The organism is Nitrospira sp., assembly GCA_029194675.1.
In the GTDB taxonomy this organism is placed as follows: Bacteria; Nitrospirota; Nitrospiria; order Nitrospirales; family Nitrospiraceae; genus Nitrospira_D.
In genome coordinates, this window is record JARFXP010000005.1 from 69,916 (window position 1) to 88,364 (window position 18,449).

The 18,449-nt window shown below is 55.4% G+C and carries 17 protein-coding genes, 1 tRNA gene and 1 other RNA gene; 1 reads left to right on the forward strand and 18 read right to left on the reverse strand.

Annotated elements, in window-relative coordinates; genetic code table 11:
- Positions 1-450 precede the first annotated feature (450 nt).
- The 7 genes from pssA to P0120_21155 form a co-directional block, all read right to left on the reverse strand.
- Positions 451-1,257 carry a CDP-diacylglycerol--serine O-phosphatidyltransferase gene (gene pssA / locus P0120_21125; GenBank protein ID MDF0676814.1) on the reverse strand — a complete coding sequence of 269 codons (807 nt, stop codon included), beginning with the start codon at positions 1,255-1,257 and terminating at the stop codon, positions 451-453.
- On the reverse strand, positions 1,254-1,904 hold the full coding sequence (locus P0120_21130; protein MDF0676815.1) for a phosphatidylserine decarboxylase family protein: 651 nt from the start codon (positions 1,902-1,904) through the stop codon (positions 1,254-1,256). Before P0120_21130 ends, pssA begins: the two co-directional genes overlap by 4 nt.
- Positions 1,905-2,078: 174 nt before the next feature.
- The gene (gene ilvC, locus P0120_21135; protein ID MDF0676816.1) at positions 2,079-3,092 is read right to left on the reverse strand and encodes a ketol-acid reductoisomerase; all 1,014 of its coding nucleotides are present in this window, start codon (positions 3,090-3,092) and stop codon (positions 2,079-2,081) included.
- A gap of 59 nt (positions 3,093-3,151) precedes the next feature.
- Positions 3,152-3,670 carry an acetolactate synthase small subunit gene (gene ilvN, locus P0120_21140; GenBank protein ID MDF0676817.1) on the reverse strand — a complete coding sequence of 173 codons (519 nt, stop codon included), beginning with the start codon at positions 3,668-3,670 and terminating at the stop codon, positions 3,152-3,154.
- Positions 3,671-3,744: 74 nt separating this feature from the next.
- Positions 3,745-5,520 carry a biosynthetic-type acetolactate synthase large subunit gene (ilvB, locus tag P0120_21145; protein ID MDF0676818.1) on the reverse strand — a complete coding sequence of 592 codons (1,776 nt, stop codon included), beginning with the start codon at positions 5,518-5,520 and terminating at the stop codon, positions 3,745-3,747.
- 228 nt (positions 5,521-5,748) lie between these two features.
- Positions 5,749-6,173: RNase P RNA component class A (gene rnpB / locus P0120_21150), an RNA gene on the reverse strand.
- Positions 6,174-6,265: 92 nt separating this feature from the next.
- Positions 6,266-7,135, reverse strand: a complete 870-nt coding sequence (locus tag P0120_21155) for a M48 family metallopeptidase (GenBank protein ID MDF0676819.1) — start codon at positions 7,133-7,135, stop codon at positions 6,266-6,268.
- A gap of 112 nt (positions 7,136-7,247) precedes the next feature.
- Between P0120_21155 and rnhC the strand changes: the two genes are divergently transcribed.
- Complete coding sequence (rnhC, locus tag P0120_21160) at positions 7,248-7,913, forward strand: ribonuclease HIII (protein ID MDF0676820.1); 666 nt, start codon at positions 7,248-7,250, stop codon at positions 7,911-7,913.
- Between the two features lie 15 nt (positions 7,914-7,928).
- Here rnhC and P0120_21165 read toward each other — a convergent pair whose 3' ends face one another.
- The 11 genes from P0120_21165 to hisA all read right to left on the reverse strand — a co-directional run bounded on the left by P0120_21165 (position 7,929) and on the right by hisA (position 18,440).
- Complete coding sequence (locus P0120_21165) at positions 7,929-8,756, reverse strand: SGNH/GDSL hydrolase family protein (protein ID MDF0676821.1); 828 nt, start codon at positions 8,754-8,756, stop codon at positions 7,929-7,931.
- On the reverse strand, positions 8,753-9,295 hold the full coding sequence (locus P0120_21170; GenBank protein MDF0676822.1) for a hypothetical protein: 543 nt from the start codon (positions 9,293-9,295) through the stop codon (positions 8,753-8,755). The genes P0120_21165 and P0120_21170 overlap by 4 nt, the downstream gene beginning before the upstream one ends.
- A 13-nt stretch (positions 9,296-9,308) precedes the next feature.
- The gene (locus P0120_21175; protein ID MDF0676823.1) at positions 9,309-10,472 is read right to left on the reverse strand and encodes an SGNH/GDSL hydrolase family protein; all 1,164 of its coding nucleotides are present in this window, start codon (positions 10,470-10,472) and stop codon (positions 9,309-9,311) included.
- Between the two features lie 531 nt (positions 10,473-11,003).
- Positions 11,004-11,777 carry a C4-type zinc ribbon domain-containing protein gene (locus P0120_21180; GenBank protein MDF0676824.1) on the reverse strand — a complete coding sequence of 258 codons (774 nt, stop codon included), beginning with the start codon at positions 11,775-11,777 and terminating at the stop codon, positions 11,004-11,006.
- A gap of 54 nt (positions 11,778-11,831) precedes the next feature.
- A tRNA-Ile gene (locus P0120_21185) sits at positions 11,832-11,908 on the reverse strand.
- Between the two features lie 156 nt (positions 11,909-12,064).
- Positions 12,065-13,879: an RNA polymerase sigma factor RpoD gene (gene rpoD, locus P0120_21190; GenBank protein ID MDF0676825.1), complete on the reverse strand. Its 1,815-nt coding sequence runs from the start codon at positions 13,877-13,879 to the stop codon at positions 12,065-12,067.
- Between the two features lie 2 nt (positions 13,880-13,881).
- Positions 13,882-15,693, reverse strand: a complete 1,812-nt coding sequence (gene dnaG / locus P0120_21195; GenBank protein ID MDF0676826.1) for a DNA primase — start codon at positions 15,691-15,693, stop codon at positions 13,882-13,884.
- 134 nt (positions 15,694-15,827) lie between these two features.
- Positions 15,828-16,172, reverse strand: a complete 345-nt coding sequence (locus P0120_21200; GenBank protein MDF0676827.1) for a histidine triad nucleotide-binding protein — start codon at positions 16,170-16,172, stop codon at positions 15,828-15,830.
- 10 nt (positions 16,173-16,182) lie between these two features.
- Positions 16,183-16,839, reverse strand: coding sequence for a bifunctional phosphoribosyl-AMP cyclohydrolase/phosphoribosyl-ATP diphosphatase HisIE (hisIE, locus tag P0120_21205; protein ID MDF0676828.1), 657 nt, complete (start codon positions 16,837-16,839; stop codon positions 16,183-16,185).
- A gap of 16 nt (positions 16,840-16,855) precedes the next feature.
- Positions 16,856-17,635 (reverse strand): imidazole glycerol phosphate synthase subunit HisF, encoded by a 780-nt coding sequence (gene hisF, locus P0120_21210; GenBank protein MDF0676829.1) that lies wholly within the window; start codon positions 17,633-17,635, stop codon positions 16,856-16,858.
- A 79-nt stretch (positions 17,636-17,714) separates the two neighbouring features.
- Positions 17,715-18,440 (reverse strand): 1-(5-phosphoribosyl)-5-[(5-phosphoribosylamino)methylideneamino]imidazole-4-carboxamide isomerase, encoded by a 726-nt coding sequence (gene hisA / locus P0120_21215; protein MDF0676830.1) that lies wholly within the window; start codon positions 18,438-18,440, stop codon positions 17,715-17,717.
- Between the last annotated feature and the right edge of the window lie 9 nt (positions 18,441-18,449).

Sequence of the window (18,449 nt, forward strand, 5' to 3'; positions counted from 1 at the left end):
TGACCTCCGATACAAGCTGCTCAAAAAGTCCTTCCGGCAAGGCCGCAAGGAGTGAGAACCCCGAGGCGTACGTTTTTGGTACGTTGAGGGGTTCGAACGACTGAGAACGAAGCGGGAAGGCTTTTTCAGCAGCTTGAAAATAGAAAAGCCTTCGTCCCATCAGAGACCCAGGGACGAAGGCTTCACGCACTCCGTGGTACCACCCTGATTCAGCCTGAAGACCGACCGGTCGTCAGACCCTTGATTCTGCCTCTTGCGGAGGCAAGGCGGAATCTCCTACTTCATGTTCGGAGATTCGGCTCGGAGGCGAGTTCGGCGGCGTCTAGGCTGGTTTGCACCACCCACCAGCTCTCTACAGAATGTTCACCACCCTGTTTCTGGACGGCTCGCGTACTACTCCTCGTCTTAGCCTTTCACAACCCTTTCAGTTCCTCCTGCTGTTGTTCGCCGTTATGAGTTGGATTCGATCGGTGGCGACTCCACTTTTCCGAGGCCTTTTTTCCCGGCTGCCGGAGCAACCAACCAAAAGACCTTTTCGACCGGCCCCATCGATGCGTAGCCAGCAAAGATGACAAATAACATAACCGCCGGCCAAGCCGCCACCATCATCAGCGTAAGAATACCCCATACCAGGTAAGTGATCTGCCGGTGGCCCTTGAATTTCAGTTCCTTAAAGCTGCGATACTTGATCGTGCTGACCATTAGAAACGAGAGCGCCAACGTCATGAGCAATACCACGATCGGCCTGACGTCCCCTCCCATCTTGAGGAGGTTATGATCAAAGACCACCAGTGACGCCACCACCCCGGCAGCGGCTGGAATAGCCAGACCGGTAAAGTACTTCCCGTCCGACTGCGTGACGGTAGAGTTGAATCGTGCCAACCGCACGGCTCCCATGGCCACATAGGCAAACATCACGGCCACGCCGAACGTACCCTGTCCGCTCAACGCCCAGGAGTAAATTAACAAACCTGGTGCGACACCGAACGACACGACATCAGACAGCGAGTCATACTCCAGCCCGAACTGGCTCGTACTGTTGGTCAGTCTGGCCGACTTCCCATCCAAGACATCAAAAATCATCGCAACAAGAATTGCAATGGCCGCTTCCAGGTAGTTGCCGTTGAACACGGACAGTATCGCAAATACACCGCAAAACAAATTGCCGGTGGTAAACAGGTTCGGAATCAGATGCATGGCGGCTTTCCGCCGTTTCCCATCTTTCCCAAAGGAATTCTTGAATCCCGCCGTTTTCATGGTAATTCTCCCAGGATGGTTTCTCCACCCTTCACCCGTTCACCAACGGCCACTCGGAGTTTAGTGCCCATCGGCAGAAAGGTATCCATGCGCGATCCGAAACGGATCAACCCATATCGTTCACCACGGATGGCTCGATCCCGTGGCGAGATCCAACACACAATACGCCGAGCGATCAATCCAGCCACTTGCACACAAAGAACCTTCATGCCTTCATGCGTCTTGATCATCACGGCGTTCTGTTCGTTCCTCAACGTAGCCTCTGGCTTGCTGGCGACCAAAAACAGACCTGGTTGATATTGCACATCTTCGATCACTCCATCACAGGGAGTCCTATTGATGTGCACATCGAAGACATTTAAAAAGATCGTTACCCGGAAGCTGCGTTCTTTCAGGTATCGCGGCTCGAACTCTTCCTCGACGGCGATCACTTTCCCATCTCCGGGAGCGACCACAAGATTCGGGCCCTGCGGTATGACTCTGGCCGGATTGCGAAAGAACCAGGCAGAGAACAGCGTTGCGATGCCACCGAGAAACGCGACGGCCGGCCAGCCCAGCAATGCAGTTGCGAGTGTCACGCCGGCGGGAACCGCGATGAACGGAATTCCTTCCTTGGCGAAGGGGACGCCGACCGCACGATCTGCCACAGTATTGCCTCACAGTATGAGAGTGGTCAAACGGGCTGTCTACTCCTACCCGCACCTCGACATGCCAATACGGGTCTCTCCGCAGCCAAGACCACCCTCTGTGAAAAGGCGGTTGCACTTCTCATCGTACATTGCACCTTTTGAACGATGCAAGAACGAAGCTGCCAGTCTGTCCTAGTTCTTAGTTTTATCGACGAGCTGATCCTTCTTCAGCCAGGGCATCATCCCCCGAAGCTTGGCTCCGACGGCTTCAATGGGGTGAGATTCGCCTTTGGCAAGGAGCGCGTTGTAGACCGGTCGATTGGCTTGATTCTCCAAGACCCATTCTTTGGCAAACCGTCCTGTCTGGATCTCTTCGAGAATCCTCTTCATCTCCTGCTTCGTCTGTTCGGTCACCACACGCGGACCTCTGGTCACATCACCGTATTTCGCCGTTGTGCTGATCGAGTAGCGCATGTTGGCGATCCCGCCCTGATAGATCAAGTCGACGATGAGCTTCACTTCGTGGAGGCATTCGAAGTAGGCCATCTCCGGCGAGTACCCGGCTTCGACCAGGGTCTCGTACCCGGCCTGGATCAGCGACGTCAGCCCTCCGCAGAGCACGGCTTGTTCGCCGAAGAGATCGGTCTCGGTTTCCTCGCGAAAATTCGTCTCGATGACACCCGCGCGTCCACCGCCGATCGCGCTCGCGTAGGCCAATCCGACCTGCTTTGTGGTGCCGCTGGGGTCCTGATGGATCGCCAAGAGGCAAGGCACCCCGCTGCCTTTCGCATACTCGGAACGAACAAGATGTCCCGGCCCTTTCGGGGCTACCATGAAGACATTGATGGAGGCCGACGGCACAATCTGTCCAAAGTGAATATTGAAACCATGACCGAACGCCAAATAGGATCCCGCCTTAAGATTGGGGGCCACTTCCTGTCGATAGATGGCGGCCTGCGCTTCATCGGGTGCCAGAATCATCACGACATCGGAAGTCTTCACGGCATCGCCGACGGGCATTACTTTTAGCCCGCTCTGCTCGGCCTTTTTCCACGAGGCGCCCTCACGCAACCCGATGACGACCGACACACCGCTTTCTTTGAGGTTCAACGCATGCGCATGGCCCTGACTCCCATAGCCGATCACGGCCACGGTCTTGTTTCGGATCTGTTGAATATCGGCATCCTTCTCGTAGTAAATTTTCATGACCAGCCCTTTCGCTCATTTTATTTTTATATAGCAAGTCTTCGAGTCCCAGCAGGATGCTACTCGCGCGCCACTTTCTTCGCTTGGACGGCAACGGAACGGACCGGTTCGCGCGCGACGGCAACCCGACCGGTGCGGACCAACTCTTTGATCCCAAGCGGCTGAAGCAAGTTGATGATCGCTTCAATCTTCTTGGGATCTCCCGAGACTTCGATGGTGTAGGTGCTCGGCGTCGAATCGACGACGTTCGCCCGAAAGATATCCACGATTCTGAGCGCCTCGGCTCGATCCGCATCCTTCGTATGCACCTTGATGATCGCCGTCTCTCGTGAAACAAACTCCGTTTCGTTCAAGTCCACGACCTTGATGACATCGATGAGTTTATTCAGCTGCTTCACGATCTGCTCGATGATCCGCTCATCACCCGATGTCACAATCGTCATCTGAGACATGGATGGATCAAGCGTCGGAGCGACCGACAGACTCTCGATATTGAATCCACGGCCGCTGAATAAGCCGGCGACCCGTGACAGCACCCCGAACTTATTCTCCACAGTCACTGAGATGATGTGTTCCATCTATTAATAGTGCTGAGTGTAATAGTGCTGAGTGCTGAGTCACTACACTCAGCACCCACTACTCAGGACTTCCTTTATGCCGTTAACACCGTATCTTTATCTTCCGGCGTCACCTTCGCCGTACCGGATTGTTTCTGCTTCAACTCAGGCGGATCCTCAAGGAGCATCTCATGGTTACAGCCACCGGCCGGGATCATCGGATAGCAATTCTCATAGGGATATGTCGGCACATCCACTATGACGGGTTTATCCGTCGCCAAGGCTTCTTTCAAGACGGCATCCAGGTCGCCGACCTTCTTGACTCGCAAGCCGACCGCTCCATACGCATCCGCCAATTTGACAAAATCCGGCGTGGTATCCAGATAGCTCGACGCGTAGCGGCCTTCGTAGAACAGGTCCTGCCATTGTCGCACCATGCCGTGAAATCCGTTGTTCAAGATGACGATCTTTACCGGCAGCTTGTTCACCACCGCCGTGGCCATTTCTTGCATGTTCATCTGGACGCTGCCGTCTCCCGCGATACACAGGACCAGTCGGTCACGAAAGGCAGCCTGCGCGCCCATCGCTGCGGGAAATCCAAACCCCATGGTGCCAAGTCCGCCTGATGTCAACCATCGATTCGGTTTCGTCAACTTGAAATACTGTGCGGCCCACATTTGGTGTTGTCCGACATCCGTCGAGACGATCGGATCCCGATCCTTGGTCAATTCATACAGTCGCTTGACCACCTGTTGCGGCTTGATCGGCCCGTCTTTCTCTTGGTGAAACGTCAGGGGGTGGGCCTGTTGCCATTCTCGGATCTGATCCCACCAGGGCTTCCGGAGGTCTTTCTGCTCGCCATTGACCGTCGCGCGCAAGATCTGATTCAACTCACGGAGCACCGCCCTGCAATCGCCGACGATTGGAATATCGACGTGGATGTTTTTCCGAATGGAGGTCGGATCAATATCGACATGGATCACTTTCGCATAGGGACAGAACTCCGACACCTTTCCCGTTACCCGGTCGTCAAACCGTGCCCCGATGGCGATCACCAGATCGGAATAATGCATGGCCATGTTGGCTTGATACGTCCCGTGCATCCCGAGCATCCCCAGGGACAGAGAATGCTCTCCCGGAAACGCGCCAAGGCCCATCAGCGTCATGTCCACCGGAATCTGTGTCGTCTCAGCCAGCTCAAGCAGTTCCTGTGAAGCTCCGGAGAAGATCACCCCACCACCGACATAGAGAATCGGCTTCTTGGCCTTCATGATCGCTTCGGCTGCCTGTTTGATCTGCCATTTATTCCCCTCGTAGGTCGGATTGTACCCGCGAATCGAGACGGAATTCGGATAGATAAACTCGGCTTTGGCCATCGATACGTCTTTCGGGATATCCACCAAGACCGGGCCTGGACGGCCGGTCGTCGCGATATAAAACGCCTCTTTGATCGTTGCCGCCAAGTCGTTCACGTCTTTGACGAGAAAATTGTACTTCGTGCAGGGTCGGCTCAACCCCACGTTGTCGGCTTCCTGAAAGGCATCGTTCCCGATCAAACTGGTCGGGACTTGGCCGCTGAAGCAGACCACCGGGACAGAATCCATATAAGCATCGGCCAATGCCGTAATGACGTTGGTCATGCCGGGACCGGAGGTGACCAGACACACACCGGCCTTCCCGGTCGCCTTCGCATATCCTTCCGCCATATGACCCGCGCCCTGTTCATGGCGCGTCAAGATCACTTCAATATCTTTCTGCTGGTGAAGCGTATCGAAAATCTTCAACACAACTCCGCCAGGAAGCGCGAAGACGGTCTTCACTCCTTCCCGCTTCAGGCATTCAATGAAGATTTCAGCACCGGTGAGTTTCATGGCAACTCCTTCCAACCGCAAGCAGAAGGTCTACTGTCGATGGTGAAAGCTTAAAACGGTACCCCTCACGAAGCACGCATCATCGTGCAGAAATGTTTTTAAAATCAAGGGGAAAGATTTGAGATCCTAGCATCCTTACCATGGACCGTCAATACAGGGCTGCGCGAACCCCTGAGACGGAGTACGTTGAAGTGTTTGAATACGAGGAAACGTCATCGAAAAAAGTGCGTGGATGGAAGACCTATAAGCCGGATTCTGTCCCGCAAAGAAGTGTCCCCTTTGCTTGGATGATCATTTCTCTGGGATTCGAGTTGCCTCGAACCTCAAGCGACCTACCCGAAGACCTCGACCGGGCCAGTCGGTGTGCGGAGATCCATAAAGAGCCCGCATATGTCTTCCTATTTGGCCTTGCACCGGGCGACGCTTACCGTGCCGGTGATGTCACCACCACCGCGGTGGGCTCTTACCCCACCGTTTCACCCTTGCCTGAGCCGCAGCGACCAGATGGGATCTCATCGCCTTGGCCATCGGCGGTTTGATTTCTGTGGTGCTGGTGTCGGATTGCTCCGCCTGGGAATTACCCAGCGCCCTGCCCCCGGAGTCCGGACTTTCCTCTCGATGGGAACCCACCGAGCGACCATCCAGTCTTCCACCCACGCTGGGTCAGTATAAAAAATGATGCAGGTCGGTAACAAGCAGACGGACCAATCCCTCTTAACTATAGGCCACCAAGCTGCAAGAGCCGTTACCTGCCCCCGACTTCTGGTAGAGGGGCCGCCGGCATGGGGGTCCTTTTCTGATAGATGGCCATGGCCTCAGGCATCCACTCTTTCAATTGGTCAATTCTGGTGTCGTGGCTCGGATGGGTCGACAAGAATTCTGCCGGACCTTCACCGCCCGATACCTCCGCCATCCGTTCCCAGAGTGCAACCGATTCACGTGGATCATACCCGGCATCCGCGGCTAAAAGAATTCCCACGTAATCTGCTTCCGACTCATGTTTTCGGCTAAAAGGAAGCAGCAGGCCGACCTGCGTTCCTGCACCGAGCGCCGCCATCGTCGCCTGACTAAGTGCAGGATTCTTACTACTCATCCCGACTGCCGCACCGACGACTTGAAGCCCGATCTTCGCGACTTGCCCTTGACTCATGCGCTCCGCGCCATGGCGAGCCAAGGCATGCACCACTTCATGCCCCATCACCGCCGCCAAGCCGGCTTCCGTTTTGGCCATGGGGAAAATACCCGTGTAGACCGCCATTTTTCCACCAGGCAGCGCAAAGGCGTTCGCCGTTTTGTCATCTTTGATGACCGTGACTTCCCACTGAAACTGTTGCGCCATCTCTGCGTATTTCGACCGTTTCGCGGCCTCCACGATCCGAGCCGCCACCCGTTTCACCGGTTCAACCTCTCGCGGATCTTGGGAAGGTCTCATTTTTGGATCGCTTTTGACCTGATTGTACGCCTGAGCCCCCATTTGCATTTCCTGGCTGACCGACGTCATCAGTAGTTGTGACCGGCCTGTATAGGGGTTGGTTTCGCATCCTGCGAGGCTGATTCCCCACATCAGGAGACAGATGAGTATCGTTGTGCATATGAGCTTCTGTGCACGCATCATCAATCCTCCAACCGAAATCCGATCCGACAGATCCCCGCGCGATTGACCACCATGAATTCGATTGGTAGATTACCGCGCCCTAGGAGGGACTTCTAGAGGAACCGCGAGCCCCATGACAACAGCGTCACATCCCCGCAACACGATTGAACGCATCGGCATCGACGAATCCGGGAAGGGCGATTACTTTGGACCCCTCGTCATCGCAGCCGTATTCGTTGATGGGACCACCCAAGGCGAATTGAATCTGATGGAGGTCCGCGACAGCAAGAAAATTTCCGACGGCCGAATCTTGGAAATGGCTCCCGACATTAAGGCCATTTGCCCGCACAGCGTCATCGCTATCGGGCCGAAGAAGTATAACGAACTCTACACCAAGATCAAAAATCTTAATCGCTTGCTCGCCTGGGGCCATGCCAAGGCGCTTGAAACCTTGCTCGAACGAGTGACCTGTGATCGGGCCATCTCTGATCAGTTCGGAGACGAACGGCTGATTCTCAATGCCTTACAAGAAAAGGGACGGACGATCGTGCTGGAACAACGGACCAAAGCCGAATCGGACTTAGCAGTCGCCGCGGCATCAATCTTAGCACGGGCTGAGTTTCTCCTTCGCCTCAAACGCCTCTCCGCCGAAGTCGGCACCACCCTCCCCAAAGGCGCCTCTCCAGCCGTCGAACTCGCCGCTAAGATGATCATCAAGAAACACGGACGGGATCGACTGGACTCGGTCGCCAAGCTGCACTTCAAGACCACGCAGGCCATCTTGGCCAGGCTGATCTGATTCTCCAGCTGGCTGTCAGTCAACAAGGTCTGGCCTGATGGGCCCGCGCGCGGCCGATCGCAAAACACCTCCTGATGAACGCCATTCTAAAGAATGCATCGGTACGGCAGGACTCAGTGCAGTGCGGTGGCCGACTAATTGCCGGATCTTCTCGGCCAGGGTCTCTGCAATCATGCGATTGCCTCGAGGGCTCAAGTGTACCCCGTTCATCAAGACATCTCTGTCCTGATCGAGTACCTTCTGAATGTCCACAAACGGCACACCGCTGGAATCCGCCCAATGCTCGAGATCGGTGGTGAGCGCGCTGTGTGTAAGAAGGGGGAGCTCCCTGATCTTAATTGCACCTTCTTTTTCCAACTTGTCCTTTATTATTTTAACTTCTGGCGCATATGTGACCCCCTTCATATCAGCTTCCTTGACGATATGGGACTTCGCCTGCTGCTTGAGAGCCACAAATATGATTCCACGCTGCTGACACTCCCGATACAGTTTGTCGATACTCGCAATGAAATGTTCGCTCGTACCCGTCATGTGCCGTTGAACCTGTCCGCGGTTGAACGTCGGCTCGGCGGTCATGTTCTGCCGAATGCTGTCGATAAACGCGACCGTGACGAGGTGATCACGCACCATCCCATAACCAGCCTTTAATGGTGTGCTCGCCGACTGTTCTCGTCTCTGGGTAGAATTCTTCCTGTCGCCCTCACTCACGCTTGGGTTTCCTCTGGCCGCATCGTTGACCCCTTCGTAAAAAGTGACCACGTCCGGGTGCAACGGTATCGCCTCCGCATAGAAGAGGGCGAGTATTTCCTCCGAACGGAGGTGAGGAATACCGAGATTAATCACTTCAACCTTCCGGTTACCTCTGAGTCTTTGTTGAGTGCTTGTTCGAGATAGTAGGGGTAGGTTTCGTTATCGCGGTCATAGTAGCCGAACGTGGAAAAGGACCCGAGCGTGACAATGCGCGTGACTCCTGGTTTCTTGGTTTCGTCGATCTCTCTACCGCGGAACCCCCGCGAATTGATGGATGCCCTGAAAGTTTCCTTCGTCGCCGGATCATGGTCGATCTTCAATTCATGGGGGAAGAATTTTGTGTACCCCTGTTGAATACTTTCGTGCTGCATGACCGTGTGATGATCAGTCGCGGCAGGAACGTTCTGCCGTTGGAAGCGCGTGCCATAATAGAGCACGCTGGGCCCAACCCGAAAGGCGAGCACAGTCCGAAAGTCGGCCTCGACCACCGAAAGGCTAATGAGCACCATCGCAATATAGAAGCTACCTCGCTCGATGCTTGAAACTCGCACAACAGCGAGAAAGTCAGACATCAGCACTTCCTGTATGTCGATCACCTTACGAGTCCGCTCTTTTTGCGAAGGAGCATCCATATTCTGTTGTCCTCTACTTGTGACTTACCAGTATCGTCGTGGGAGAGGTCTTCGCGAGGTCACTCACAATATCGTTGGCCATCTGTTCCGCCATCACACGATGGCCTTCCCCATTAGGGTGGCCATCGACCTTCGAATTCACATGTGAAGCTATGCGCAGCCCCGCAAACCATGGTGCCATGTCCTTGACCGGAACTCCTTTGGCATGCCGAACCACATCTTCCAGCAATAAGTTATTGTCGCGTGGATCCAACCGTTCGAAGAATAGGATGAGTGGGATCCTCCGTTCTTCACACATCTCAATTAGTTCGCCTAACGCCGACATGGACGCACGCCATCCCATCCCATTTTGCGAGGGAGCAGAAGGCTCCTCTTTTACCTGTTTAGGTATGGCATAGCGATAGGTATGATGAGCTAATCGAAAGAGCCACAGCTTCCTCACCATAGTTTCTAACATGTCGGGAAAAGGCTTTCCCCACAGAGAACTTTGAGTCCATGGATCGAAAGGCCCTTTGTTCACTTCGATGTCATTCTGCACATAGGTCAACATCACCAAATCCGGCTGCAGATTGATCCCTTCCTGCTTGAAATAGGTCACCTCTTGCACCGTGTTGTACCCCCCCACCCCACTGTTGATCACCCTCACCGGCCGGTGGAGACGACCTTGCAGTAATGATTCGAGCCGGGCAGTGAACGTCTTGTCCTGGTCCACCCCCCATCCAAAGGTCACCGAGTCTCCAAGCGCAAGAATCCGATATTCCCCGGCGGCTTTCGGCAAAATCGGTCGATCGCGTAATCCTCGTTCGTTATAGGTCACGCGCACGTCGCCGTAGCGGGCCTCCCAGGACGGTTTGTGGCGGAAGATGAGCTGGTCATCGGCCAGCTTGTCGCGCACGTAATTCCCTGCCAGCTCGTAGTAGGAGATCCCGAGCGGATCAACCAGACGAAGCGCCAGTTCGACCACACCGATCGATACGAGCAATGACACACCGCTTACGAGGAGCCCTGTTTTCGCCTGGCAAAGCTTCAAGTACCAAGACGACTTGATCAGTGAGAGTATCACGGCGATACCAACCAGCAGACCAAGCAGATAGGCATAATTCCAGCTATACCGGCCCAATACCACTGGAGGATGCGAACGATGGGTAGCCGCGAGCAGGACCCCGCTCCACGCCACGATGGAGACTCCTATTTTTACCCACCTAAGTCGAGAACTCATCACTCCTCGATCCCTTGTGCGAGAAGGGGGCAGAAGAATTCCCGTTCGATCGGTCGCAATACGCTGTCGTCCATTCAGATGCAATGTCTAACGTGTTGATATCAGATGAGAATAGAACCGTACATTCCGACACGCTTCAATAGTACAAAGGAAGGAGGGGGGGGTACTTTTGAACCTAGTAGTCCGGCAATGGTGTGAGGCAACGTCGGCCACTCGCTTACCTTGCGAATGCCGGCGCTGTGGGTGACCAGCAAACAGAAAGCGCTACAAACTTCCCTATCCTAGGGAGATCTGACAGCAACCGCTTTGCTTGACTGAGAAGGTATTCGATGTGGCTGTTTCAGGATGATGCGGGCTGTGGCGAGGAGCCGACGATTATCGGTATCGGACGAGATACTCGTGTATCACATCGGAACCAGCGTAGATCTCTGGGTTCTACCCTGATTGCGGTTGCAGAGTGAGATACTAAATGGGCCAGGAACGACTGGCCTAAGCCGATTCTCCCACTTCGAGGTCCGAGGGCTTGCTTTCTAGTGCGGAAGCGCCTTCCGTGATCGGTTCCCCTTCCCAATACAAGATCCGGCGGCAATAGGGGCAGAGATGCAGGTCTTCCGACCGTTTGACTTGCGCGATAAGCTGCGGCGGGATCTGTAGACGGCAGCCGAGACAGATGCCGTCACGCACGGCCGCAAGAGGGTGGTCTTTCCGCGAGGCCTTGACCTGGTTGTACCGATCGAGCAGGGCTTTCTCAACCTTCACTGAAGCCTCTCGATGGCGAAGTTGGAGTTGAGCCAGTTCCGTCGCAAGCTCCTTGTCCTGTGCGTCCAGTCTCTGTTTCTCCTGTGTAAACACCTTCTCATGTGCGGTACTTTTCTCCTGAAGCTCCTTGAGGGTCTTCTGCAATTCGTCGATCTTCTCCATCGTCAACAGAATCTTTTCTTCAAAATCTCCTCGTTTCTTACTCGCCAAGTCCAGCTCGAACAAGTGCGCCTGATACTCCTTGTTGGTCTTCAGGCTTGCCGCGTGCGATTTCATCTTGTCTGTGTGCGCCTCATGCGCCTCCAGGTCCTTTTCATGCGAGCGACGTTCTTTAACGGCAGTCTCGACGGCGACCTTTGTGTCGTTTAGGATCCGACTTGCCTCTCGAAGAGGAGCCTCGGCAGCATGGAGACGTTCGGGGATTTTTCGGCGGATTTCACCGATCTCCATGATTCGGAGATCGAGCTTTTGCAGTTCAATGAGCGGGGAAAGTTTTTGGTTCAACGTATCCTTTCCATCGATGCCGGGGCACTGAAGGGGTCAGGCACCCGTCCAGACTGGTGGGCCCACTAGGACTTGAACCTAGGACCAGCTGATTATGAGTCAGCCGCTCTAACCACCTGAGCTATGGGCCCCCTTCAGAAAGGTCAACTCTCAGGCTAAGGTCGACCATTAAGGAACCGGATCCCCGGCTCTCTTTAAGCTTCGTCCTTACCTCAACCTCGACTTGAGACGGATTCTAGGCTGCTGCTCCGAGCAGAGTCAAATCGCGCCGTCTTGAACTCTGAAATCTATAAGCTCTCGACAAAACTCCTCAGCTTTTTACTACGGCTCGGATGCCGTAATTTCCTCAAGGCCTTGGCTTCGATTTGCCTGATGCGTTCACGGGTGACTTCAAAATCCTGCCCGACTTCTTCCAAGGTATGATCGGTCGCTTCGCCGATACCGAACCGCTTGCGCAGCACCTTCTCCTCACGAGGCGTCAAGGTTTCCAAGGCGCTGTTGATCTGTCGTTGTAAGTCGTAGCGAATAGCCGCTTCCAGCGGAGACACGGCCTTCTTGTCTTCGATGAAATCGCCCAGATGGCTGTCTTCCTCTTCACCGATCGGCGTTTCGAGCGAGATGGGCTCGCGGGCGATCTTGAGGATCTTCCGGACTTTGTCCAACGGCAGATCCATGCGTTCGGCGATCTCTTCGGGAAGAGGCTCACGACCCAGCTTCTGCACGAGGTGCCGGGAGGTTCGAATGAGCTTATTGATTGTTTCGATCATGTGAACCGGAATCCGGATCGTGCGTGCTTGATCTGCAATGGCTCGGGTGATCGCCTGACGAATCCACCAGGTGGCGTAGGTGCTGAACTTATACCCGCGCTTATACTCGAACTTGTCCACAGCCTTCATCAACCCGATATTGCCTTCCTGAATCAAATCGAGGAACTGGAGACCTCGGTTCGTGTATTTCTTTGCGATGCTGACCACGAGCCGCAAATTCGCCTCGACCAACTCCGCCTTCCCACGCTTCACCCGCTCTTCGGCCAAATCGAGATGCTTGACCGCATCCTTGATTTCTTCAGCCGGAACAAGCGCCTCTTCCGTTTCCAACTGACGAATCTTCGCCTTGGCGGTTTGATAGACCTTCCGAATCTCCACCAGAGCTTCTTCCGACACTCCGGTCTTCCGCTTGACCGCCATGAAGTCCTGACGGCTCCGGCACATCTTCCTCAGCAGTTCAGCACCTGCCTCGCCCCCCACGCCGATCCGCCGTTGGCAGCTGATCGCTTCCCGTTCGGCGACACGGATCTGTACCGCCAGATCGCGGACACGCTGGACCATTCGGTCTTTCAGCACACCATGGAGGTTGACCGATTCAATTTTGTTCACCACTTGCTGGCGGATCGCATCGAACTGCTTCTTGAACTTCTTTTGCTTGACCGGGTCATTGCCGAGAGGCTTGCTCTTCTCGGCCATCGCCTTCAGCGCGAGCGAGACCTTCCGCACGGCATTCAATGACTCCAGCGTCTTGACCCGCAATTCCTCGTAATCCCGCTCCACCGGCGGCTGGTCTTCCTCAAAATCCTCTTCGGTCTCCTGGACCGGCACGATCTCGCGCACGTCGATCTTGGCGTTCTTGAGCTGATCCCGAAGAGCCAGGACGAATTCGATGGTCATCGGCATGCCATAGATCACCGAAGCGATATCGTTTTTCCCCTCTTCAATCCGTTTTGCGATTTCGATCTCGCCTTCGCGACTGAGAAGCGCCACACTCCCCATTTCCTTGAGGTAAAGCCGCACGGGATCGTCGGTACGACTGAGGGCGCCAGGCGTCAGATCGATTGCCTTATCGTTTTCCTCCTCGGAATCCGATTCGACATCTTCCACATCTTCGCCGACTTCGCCATCAGATCGTTTCTGAGGCCGATCCCCATCGCTCGCCTCGATGATTTCGATATCCATCTCACCGAACATCGCCATAATGCTGCCGAACTGATCGGAAGATACGACTTCAGCGGGCAAGGTGCTGTTGAGCTCGTCATACGTCAGAAACCCCTTTTCCTTCCCGATCGTGATCAGCTTCTTCACCTCACCGAGCAACTCTTGTTTCGGCATGACTACTCCTTCACCAATGAAACCACACCGGCGGTCGGCGTGCCGGCTTTCCGCATCCGTACCTCATTGATCTGGATATTCAGTAGGCGCGCATCGTCAACCCGGCCTTCGCGTTCAGCCGTTTTCAGTCTGGCAATGAGCTCACCCATGGCCTGCTCCGATCGCTTTCGGTCCAGACAGTCAAAACAGGCCGCAATGTGCGCCGGCACATCGTCGAAATGATCTTCGCGCATCGACAATTCCGTCGCCAGAGCACCACAGTCGAGATCGGCCCCCGACTCATCCAATACCGGCTGGACCTGAATGCGCCCCTCGCGATCCACATGGGCGAGGGCGATCTCGACGAGCTTGCGGCAGGGCGCGACGGTAAAGGACTCCGGCCGCAGGCGGCGGACATCGGCAGGCGCCAATTTTCCGTGCAGCAGCAGTAAGAGTAAATCCCGCTCTTCTGGGAGCCCTTTGAACAGGGCATTGAGCGGAGTTCCCTGCGCGGGCTGCGCGCGCGGCGCTTCCGCGCCCCGTTTCGGTTGAGCCAGCAGCGCCGGATAGCGTTCGATCAGACGGGCCTCGCTGATCCTCAGCCGTTCCGACACGATTTTGATGCGCTCCTGCCGCTCGATCGGATGCTCGCTCTTCTGCAGAATTCGCAGCACCTCATCAACGCTTCGGATACGGCTTTCCAGCGAGCCGTCGTCGGCCTCCTTGACCCTGTGATTCAGCGCATAGTCCAAGAGACTCGGAGCTACCGCTTCCAGCTGGGCAAACGCCCCGGCACCTTCCTTATGCACGAACGTATCAGGGTCCTCACCAACCGGAAGGGTGACGACTTTGACGCCCAATCCGCTGTTGACGAACAGATCCAATCCTCTCAAGGCGGCTCGCACACCGGCTGCATCAGGGTCAAAGAGCAACACGACCTTGTCGGCAAACCGCCGCAGGGCCTGAACATGTTCAGCCGTCAAGGCCGTCCCCAGTGTAGCGACGGTATGGCTGAGCCCCGCCTGGTGGAGCGCGATCGCGTCGAAATAGCCTTCGACGACGATCACTGTCCTGGTCCGCACGATCGCCTCGCGCGCCTGATCGAAGGCGAAGAGGGTCTGGCCCTTCTTAAACAACGGCGTATCCGGAGAATTGAGGTACTTGGGCGTGCGGTCGTCCAACACACGTCCGCCGAATCCCACCACGCGCTTGCGCAGATCGGTGATCGTGAACATGAGCCGTCCATGAAACTTGTCGTAGCAGCCATTACCGTTTGGTCTCGAACTTCCGAGCCCAGCCGTCATGATCTCGCTGTGGGAGAATCCTTTACGAGAAAGAGACCTCAACAACCCATCCCACTCTAGGGACGACACTCCAAGTTGGAACGACTCAACCGTCGATTGTAGGATGCCGCGTCTGTTCAGATATTCACGAGCCATGGCACCGATTTGTGGATCGCGCAGATTGGCTTGAAACCACGTCATGGAGGCGCGGTTCATTTCTTCAATGCGATGGGTCTGCCCGCGTTGCATTCGTTCCGCAGGCGACTCTTCCACCACAATGCCCACCTTGTCTCCGAGCTCCCGCAGCACCTCCGGAAAGGTTGCTCCGGTAATTTTGGCCAGAAAGGCGAAGACATCTCCCCCAGCCTTACAGCCGAAACAGTAAAACATTTGTTTGGATGGACTGACGGAGAAAGAGGGGCTCTTTTCCTGATGAAACGGGCACAACCCCACAAGGTTCTGACCTGCCCTCCTCAGCGAGACATGGCGCCCGACGACATCCGCGATATCTATCCGATCTCTTATTCGATTCTTGATATCGTCGGGAATCAAGCCTCGGCCCCCCAGAGTCGCAGCTCCTACGTTCCCGTCGCGCACGACCGGACGAGTCGGTTGATAAGTAATAGGAATAATTGACCGTTCAAATTAACAGACGGGCTGAAAACCTGTCAATTCAGAGAATTCCGTCACCCTGGAGGCCAGGCCATATGACGGCCGCCCATGACGTGGAAATGCAGATGGAAGACGGTTTGACCTCCGTTTCGTCCGGTGTTCGCCACGAGACGGAATCCTGAGTCGGCTAGCCCTTTGTCATTCGCGACTTTCCTACAGGTCAGCAGCAACTGTGCCAGCAGCGCCTGATCTGACTCACCCAGGTCTTGAATAGAAGCCACATGTCGTTTGGGAATCACCAGGGTATGCACCGGTGCCTGGGGATGGATGTCGTCAAAGGCCAGGGTCTGGTCGTCTTCGTGAACAACCTTGGCCGGGATGGTCTTCGTCACAACCCTGCAGAACAAACAGTCGCTCATAGCCGGTTCCTCACTTATCCGCCCTCAACCCGGACTTGCCGAATCGCTTGCCTAACTCTTGATAGATATCGGATAGCGCCAGATCATGATACCCCAGTACCATCAGGATATGGAAAAACAGATCCGCCACCTCATAGATAACCTCTTCTTTCTTGCCGCCTTTCGAGGCCAGCAGCACCTCGCCCGCCTCCTCCGCCACCTTTTTCAGAATCTTGTCATGCCCTCCCTCGAATAGCTTTGAGGTATAGGAACCGGTCTGGGGGCTGGAGCGGCGCTCCCGAATCGTCCGCAGGACACTTTCAAGGATTCCACCCTGCGCATCTTGCGCATTTCGATGAACGACGTGGCCTTGTTCATCCATTCCGGAAAAGAAGCAGGCCCGCTCGCCTGTATGACAAGTCGGCCCAGCTGGTTGCGCCTTCACCAAAACAGTATCGCCATCGCAGTCAATAAAGAGTTCCTTCACGTGTAGCGTATGACCGGATGTTTCGCCCTTTTCCCAGAGCTTATTTCGAGACCGACTCCAAAAGTGCACCCTCCCGGTCGCAACCGTCTTCGCGAGAGCCTCTTGGTTCATGTACCCGAGCATCAGCACCGTCCCGTCGAGCCAATCCTGAATGACGGCCGGGAGAAGACCCTCGCGGTCGAACTTGAACTGATCTGCCATTCCCTGCCCCATTGTGTCACGCCACTCGATGAAGATTATCCGATCGGACTGGGACACCACGTTCCCGTAGATACGCTTTCGCCTGGGAGATCGTATAGGTCCGAAAATGAAAAATCGAAGCGGCCAAGACTGCGTCCGCTTTCCCCTTCACAAAACCATCGTAGAGGTGGTCGAGCGTCCCGACTCCGCCCGATGCAATGACAGGAATGGACAGAGCACCGGACACGGCAGCCGTCAGATCCAAATCGTACCCGGTTTGCCGGCCATCCTGATCCATGCTGGTCAATAAGATTTCTCCAGCACCGTATTGCTCCATCCGCTTTGCCCACTCGACAGCCTCAAGTCCCGTCGCATGGCGACCGCCGTGTGTGAAGACCTCCCAGTGATCACTCGCTGCACGCTTGGCGTCGATGGCAACGACGATGCATTGCGTCCCGAAACGTTGAGCGGCTTCTCTGACAAACTCAGGCCGTCGAACCGCCGCGGTATTGATGCTGACCTTATCTGCTCCGGCATTCAACAAGGCCCGAATATCGTCGAGCGTTCCCACGCCCCCACCGACCGTCACCGGCATAAAGACCCGCGTAGCCGTGCGTTCGACGACGTCGATGATCGTCTTCCGATTTTCATGCGAGGCGGTAATATCGAGAAAACAGAGTTCGTCCGCTCCTTCGTGATCATACCCCACGGCCGCTTCGACCGGATCGCCGGCATCGCGAAGATTCACAAAACTGACACCCTTGACTACGCGCCCCTCTTTGACGTCCAGACAGGGAATGATGCGCTTGGTCAGCATGGCGACGCGTGAGACGTGAAACGTGAGAGGTGAAACGATTTCACTCCTGAGAGCACCCCCACACCTTCACCTCCCTTCCTTACTCCTTACCAAGGGACGCGACCGTGGCCCCCAGATCAAGCTTGCCATCGTAGAGCGCTTTGCCAACAATTGCTCCTTCGATCTTGGGACCGATTGAGCGCACAGCTCGCAAATCCTCCAGAGACGTGATCCCTCCCGATGCAATCACCGGAAACGAGGAGAATTCAGCGATTTCTTTCAGTGCGGAAAGGTTTGGGCCGTTCAGCATTCCATCACGTGCGATATCCGTATAGATGACGGCAGCAATCGGACAGCCCGATAGTTCTTTCAACAGATCTACCGCTTTGATATCCGACACCGCGGTCCAACCCTTGACCGCAACTCGTCCGTCGCGCGCATCGAGGCCGAGTACGATCCGCTGCGGAAATTCCCGGCAAGCCTGATCGAGGAGCGTCCGATTAGTGAATGCGGCAGTGCCGAGCACCACGCGTGAGACACCGGCATGCAGATACTGCCGAACCGTCTCAATGGTCCTGATGCCGCCACCGACCTGAACGGACGCAGTGACCGATTTTATGATGGACTGGATCTGCCGTAAATTTTTGGGTTCGCCGTCAACCGCTCCGTTCAGATCGACCACATGGATCAGACTGGCTCCATTCTGTTGCCACTTGCGGGCAACCTCGGCAACGTCATCAGAATAGACTGTCTCTGCCGCCATATCGCCTTGGCGCAACCGAACGCAGCGCCCATCTTTCAGATCGATTGCCGGAATGATGATCATGGTCTCTGC